The sequence below is a fragment of the Mesorhizobium sp. M7A.F.Ca.US.014.04.1.1 genome, from assembly GCF_003998745.1.
Classification (GTDB): Bacteria; Pseudomonadota; Alphaproteobacteria; order Rhizobiales; family Rhizobiaceae; genus Mesorhizobium; species Mesorhizobium ciceri.
In genome coordinates this window covers 1-5,046 of record NZ_RZRW01000425.1, presented here as the reverse complement: position 1 = coordinate 5,046, position 5,046 = coordinate 1, and the positions used below count along the sequence as shown (strand labels likewise).

5 protein-coding genes and 1 pseudogene are annotated in these 5,046 nt (G+C 64.1%); 3 read left to right on the top strand and 3 right to left on the bottom strand.

The genetic code is table 11. The annotated features are described in order from the left end of the window. Positions 1 to 487 (top strand): annotated as a pseudogene (locus EOA22_RS24020) (penicillin-binding protein); the annotation flags it as partial. Positions 488 to 496: 9 nt separating this feature from the next. Here the strand turns inward: EOA22_RS24020 and EOA22_RS24015 are convergent. After that, positions 497 to 862, bottom strand: coding sequence for a nuclear transport factor 2 family protein (locus EOA22_RS24015; RefSeq protein ID WP_027161316.1), 366 nt, complete (start codon positions 860 to 862; stop codon positions 497 to 499). Positions 863 to 1,023: 161 nt separating this feature from the next. Here EOA22_RS24015 and EOA22_RS24010 point away from each other — a divergent pair, with 161 nt between their 5' ends. Beyond that, positions 1,024 to 1,776: an SDR family oxidoreductase gene (locus tag EOA22_RS24010; protein WP_013529556.1), complete on the top strand. Its 753-nt coding sequence runs from the start codon at positions 1,024 to 1,026 to the stop codon at positions 1,774 to 1,776. 13 nt (positions 1,777 to 1,789) lie between these two features. On the opposite strand, the gene EOA22_RS24005 is transcribed toward EOA22_RS24010, so the two are convergent. Further along, positions 1,790 to 2,710 carry a zinc-binding dehydrogenase gene (locus tag EOA22_RS24005; protein WP_013529557.1) on the bottom strand — a complete coding sequence of 307 codons (921 nt, stop codon included), beginning with the start codon at positions 2,708 to 2,710 and terminating at the stop codon, positions 1,790 to 1,792. Between the two features lie 137 nt (positions 2,711 to 2,847). Here EOA22_RS24005 and EOA22_RS24000 point away from each other — a divergent pair, with 137 nt between their 5' ends. Continuing rightward, entirely contained in the window at positions 2,848 to 3,657 is an 810-nt protein-coding gene (locus tag EOA22_RS24000; protein ID WP_063169019.1) for a helix-turn-helix transcriptional regulator, read from the top strand. Between the two features lie 70 nt (positions 3,658 to 3,727). On the opposite strand, the gene EOA22_RS23995 is transcribed toward EOA22_RS24000, so the two are convergent. Further along, the coding region (locus tag EOA22_RS23995; protein ID WP_127390261.1) for a cation:proton antiporter at positions 3,728 to 5,046 on the bottom strand (1,319 nt) is incomplete at its 5' end.

The following is a 5,046-nucleotide window of genomic DNA, read 5'->3' as shown; positions in this document are numbered from 1 at the left end:
CAGCCAGAATTCGCGCGGCGCCTGGTTCGTCGGCTACACCGCCAATCTCGCCACCGGTGTGTGGTTCGGCAATGATGATGGCAGCCCGATGAAGAAGGTCACCGGCGGCGCACTGCCGGCGCAGGCCTGGCACGAGTTCATGGTTGCGGCCCACGAAGGTGTGCCGGTGCGGCCGCTGCCCGGCACCTGGAAATCGACGCCGGGCGACACAATCGTCCCCGACGAGATACCCTCGGCGAACAACACGGCGCCGGTTCCGTCCACGTCGGTCGGCCAGCAGGCACCAGCGCGGCCAGCAGCGCCGGTTGCCCAAGCGCCAGCGCCGGTCCGCGCGGCTCGTCCCGCCCAAACCGTCGATGCCGATGGCCTTTCCATGCCGGGGGATGACGGCGCCACCGCGTCGATCAAGCACCCGGTGCCGCCAGGCGACGTTGGCGGCCCGCGCAAGAAGCGGCAGACCTCGATCCTCGACCTCCTTGGCGGCTGAGTAGACCTGCTAATTCGCCTTTGGTTTGGCGCTGCCCAGCTTCTTGCTGTCAAAGGTCAGTTTGTCGCTGTGAATTTTGCCGTCGCTGATGGTGAGGTGCTTGGCGCAGGAAAGCGCGCCGGACGACTCTGTCATCAAGTCATACATTAGCAGCGCCTGGTGGTCGTCTCCGAAGGCCGCGATCATGCGCACACCGGTCACATCCTGTGAAAGTTTGGTCAGGCCCTCGAGGTAGGGGGCCTTGCCAGTCGACTGTTGCATCGGCCCATCAAAAACGACGTCGTCGGCGACATAGGATGCTGCCTTTTCGAGGTCGTGTCCTGTCCACGCTTTGGTGAAGGCGGTGGCGATGTCGAGGGGTGCTGTCTGTGTCATGACTTTGTCCTGATAGATTGATTCAGAACCCCGCACCCTTTCCGCATTCAAGGACCAACGGCGAGCCGGCTTCCCGGTTCCTCCTTTGAGGTGAATGGTGACATTTCGGCCTCTCGCCACCTCGGCGGCGTTCGGCTACATCTGCCGGCTGGAGACCTGAAATGACTGAGCTCGACACCCGAAAGACCATCGTGCTGACCGGCGCTAGCCGCGGCATCGGCCACGCCACCGTCAAGCGTTTTTCGCGCGAGGGCTGGCGCGTCATCACCTGCTCCAGGCAGGCTTTCGCCGAGGACTGCCCGTGGCCGGCCGGGCCGGAAGACCACATCAAGGTCGATCTCGCCGATCAGGAGGATGTCGGCATCGCCGTCTCCGAAATTCGCCACCGGCTGGAAGCGCATGGCGGCCAGTTGCATGCGCTGGTCAACAATGCCGGCATTTCGCCGAAGCTCAAGGACGGCAACAGCCGCATGAATTCGATCGACACGCCGATGCATGTCTGGCGCGACGTGTTCCAGGTCAATTTCTTCGCGCCGATCATGCTGGCGCGCGGGCTGTTCAAGGAACTGGCGGCGGCCAAGGGCTCGATCGTCAACGTAACCTCGATCGCCGGAACCCGCGTGCATCCTTTCGCCGGCACGGCCTACGCGACATCGAAGGCGGCACTCGGCTCGCTGACGCGCGAGATGGCGCATGATTTCGGTCCGCACGGCATCCGCGTCAACGCGATTGCGCCGGGCGAAATCGATACCGCGATCCTGTCGCCGGGCACGGACAAGATCGTCGAGACCATTCCTCTCAGGCGCCTTGGCACCACGGCCGAAGTCGCCGACATCATCTTTTTCCTGTGCTCGCAGCAGGCGTCGTATGTGACTGGCTCGGAAATCCACATCAATGGCGGCCAGCACGTGTGACAAAACAGGATGCTCATCCTGTTATGGTGAGAACAGCCTTGCCGCTGAAGCTGCGCTGTCGCAGTGCGTCCAGCGCTTGAGCGACGTCTGTCCACGGCGCCGTCAAGGCCACGCGCGTTTCGAGCCGGCCGGCTGCGACCAGAGCGAGCAGTGAGGCGATGTCCTCGCCGATGCCTGGACCAGACGTGTAGTACGCAAAAGTCTGAAGCCTTGCCCCTTCATGATCCGGAACGAACTGGCGGAATCCGACGGGCGTCAGCTCGCCGCTGCTCGAACCGAACATGACGATGGTCCCGCCAGGTGCGATACGTTCGATCGCGCGTGCGAGGCTTTGGCCGCCGACCGACTCGGTGATCAGCGAGAACGGCCCCTCGGCCAGATCGATCGCTTCGACAACCTGCCGGGCTCCGAGGCCGCGGAGATCGTCGGCGTGCCGGGCCGCGGCGATTGCCGTCACCGAGGCGCCTTGCTCGCGGGCGATCTGGATCTGAAAACGGCCGACCGCTCCGCTTGCACCGGTGATCAAGACCTGCTGGCCGGCGAGGTCGCCGCCATGGCGTAGAGTCCTTAGTGCCGTCGTACCGGCGACAGGAAGTGTGGCTGCGGAAACGAAACTGACGTCATCCGGCAGGACGGCGAGACGGTCGATTGGGACTGCGATGCGTTCGGCCCAACCGGCCTCGTCGACCAAAGCAACAACCCGGGCGCCGACGGCTGGCCCGGAACCATCGGCTGCTCTTCGTTCGACAATCCCCGCGATGTCCTGGCCGGGTATCCAGCCCTCGGGGCGTATGGCAAGCAGGCGCAGTTCGCCCCGGTTCAACGAAGTTGCGTGGACAGAGACAAGCGCTTCGTTCGAAGCCGGTTGAGGCTCGGCGATGTCGGCGAGCCTCAACCCGGTCGCGCTTTCGGGAGAGATGACCAGGGCGAGCATGGCGTACCTTGTTGCTGGCTTGTCGGTGCCAGCTTGCTGTGGAAAGCACGGCAAGCTGAGTACGAGCCGGAGCTTATCGACTTTCGCTGTTAAAGAATTTAGCTATCATGGCGTTTAATCGCTAATAACAGTCAACCATGAGACAACCCCTCAGCTACCCCTGGCTCGATCTCGATGTGGATGACCCTGCCGCGCCGGCGATTGCCGTGCGCGTCGACATCCCCGACACCAGAGCGGAAGTCCCCGCCCATCGGCACCGCAAAGGCCAACTCGTCTTCGCACTCGGCGGCGGCGTCACATGCCGCGTTCCAAGCGGTCTATGGATGGTGCCGCCGCATTGCGGGGTGTGGATCCCCGGCGGCATGGAGCACAGCAATGTCGCAACCGCCAACGCCCGGATTTTTTTCGTCTACATAGAGCCGGGAGCCGCCGATCTGCCGGAGCGGTGCTGCACGTTTTCAATCTCGCCCCTGCTGCGCGAATTGATCATCGAGCTTTCCGATCGGGTGGAGGGTGACGGGGCGAGGGGCGAACTCTTGACCAAGATGCTGCTCACCGAATTGCCACGCATGCCTGTCCAGCAATTGCACCTGCCGATCTCGTCCGAGCCACGCTTGAACAGGATCGCCGAAGCGTTGGCGCAAGACCCTGCCGACCGCAGCACACTGGCGGAATGGGCCAACCGCATCGCGCTCAGCGAGAGCAGCCTCGCCCGCCTTGTGGCAAAGGAGACGGGGCTGAGTTTCGGGCGCTGGCGCCAGCAATTGCACTTGATCGTTGCAATTCGGGAACTGGCTTCCGGCAAGAGTGTCCAGCAGGTCTCGGGCGATCTCGGCTATGGTTCCGTTACGGCCTTCATCACCATGTTCAAGAAGGCGCTTGGGAAGCCGCCGGCCAAATACCTCAGCGGTATCGCGCAAAATGGCGGCTCTGCATTCGTGGCGTGATGCTCGCTTGAAAGGGTGGTCGAGCCGATCACGTTGCCAGCGTGCGAGAGTGCAGCTTGGGCTTTGGGACTCAGGCCACCGACGGCTCGGCGGTTTCGCGCCTCAACTCCGGTTTGGAACCGAGAACTTCTTCCACAATCCCGCGCGCAATCTCGCGCTCGCCCATGATCACCGTATCGGCGCCCAAACCCTTGAGATGTTCGACCTCGGCATCGGAATGGGCACGGGCGATGACGTTGATAGCGGGATTGGCGGCGCGGGCGCGGAGCACGATCTGGCCGGCTTCGAAGGCATTGGGGATGGCAAGGATCAGCCGGCTGGCGCCTTCGGGGTTGGCGGCGGCGAACACTTCGGCATTGGCCGCATTGCCGGCGACGGTCTCGATGCTGTCCGCTTTCAGCCTCGCCAGCGTCTTGTCGGCGTCCTCGATGACCAGGAAGGGCATTGCCGCGCCTTTCAGGGCCGAGCCGACCAGGCCACCGACACGGCCGTAGCCGATCAGGATGGCATGGCCGGTGAGTGCCGTCTTTGGCGGCGGCCCGTCCTCCTTTTTCGCCGCTGCCGCGACAGAGGCCACCTGGCCCGGCTCCGTCGCCGGACCAACCGGTTTTGCCTCGACCGGTGGTGCCGTCCTGGCGGCGCGCCGTTCCAGCCACGGCTTCATCCAGTCGATGGCCAGGAACATCAGCGGGTTGAGGACGATCGACAGGATCGCGCCGGCCAGAATGAGGTCGCGGCCCTGTTCCGGCAGCAGCTTCAGCCCGACGCCGAGTTCAGCCAGGATGAAGGAGAACTCGCCGATCTGGGCGAGGCTTGCCGAGATTATCAGCGCCGTGGCGATGGGATAGCCGAAGGCAACAACGATGGCGAACGCGGCCAGTGATTTGCCGATGACGATGATGGCGAGCGTCGCCAGGATTGGCCAACCATTGCTGATCAGGCTGAACGGGTCGAACAGCATGCCGACCGAGACGAAGAACAGCACGGAGAAGGCATCGCGCAGCGGCAGCGATTCTTCCGCCGCGCGGTGGCTGAGTTCGGATTCGCTCATGATCATGCCGGCGAAGAAGGCGCCCAGCGCCAGCGAGACACCGAACAGTTTGGCCGCACCGAAGGCGACGCCGAGCGCGATGGCCAGAACCGCCAGCCGGAACAGTTCGCGCGAGCCGGTATGGGCGACATAGTGCAGGATCCAGGGAATGACCCGGCGGCCGACCACCAGCATGACGATGACGAAGGCGGCGACCTTGGCCAGCGTGATGCCGACGACGCCCCAGATGCCGTAGCTGGCCGGCAGCGACAGCAGGCCGCTGGCATGGGCGTCGGCCTGCTCCTGGCCGCCGAGCACGCCAGCGAGCGCCGGCAGCAGCACCAGCGCCAGCACCATGG

Bases quoted from the DNA above. Each gene is read 5' to 3' on its own strand.
- EOA22_RS24000 (WP_063169019.1), top strand. From the start codon at position 2,848: ATGAGACAACCCCTCAGCTACCCCTGGCTCGATCTCGATGTGGATGAC.
- EOA22_RS24015 (WP_027161316.1), bottom strand. From the start codon at position 862: ATGACACAGACAGCACCCCTCGACATCGCCACCGCCTTCACCAAAGCG.
- EOA22_RS24005 (WP_013529557.1), bottom strand. From the start codon at position 2,710: ATGCTCGCCCTGGTCATCTCTCCCGAAAGCGCGACCGGGTTGAGGCTC.
- EOA22_RS24010 (WP_013529556.1), top strand. From the start codon at position 1,024: ATGACTGAGCTCGACACCCGAAAGACCATCGTGCTGACCGGCGCTAGC.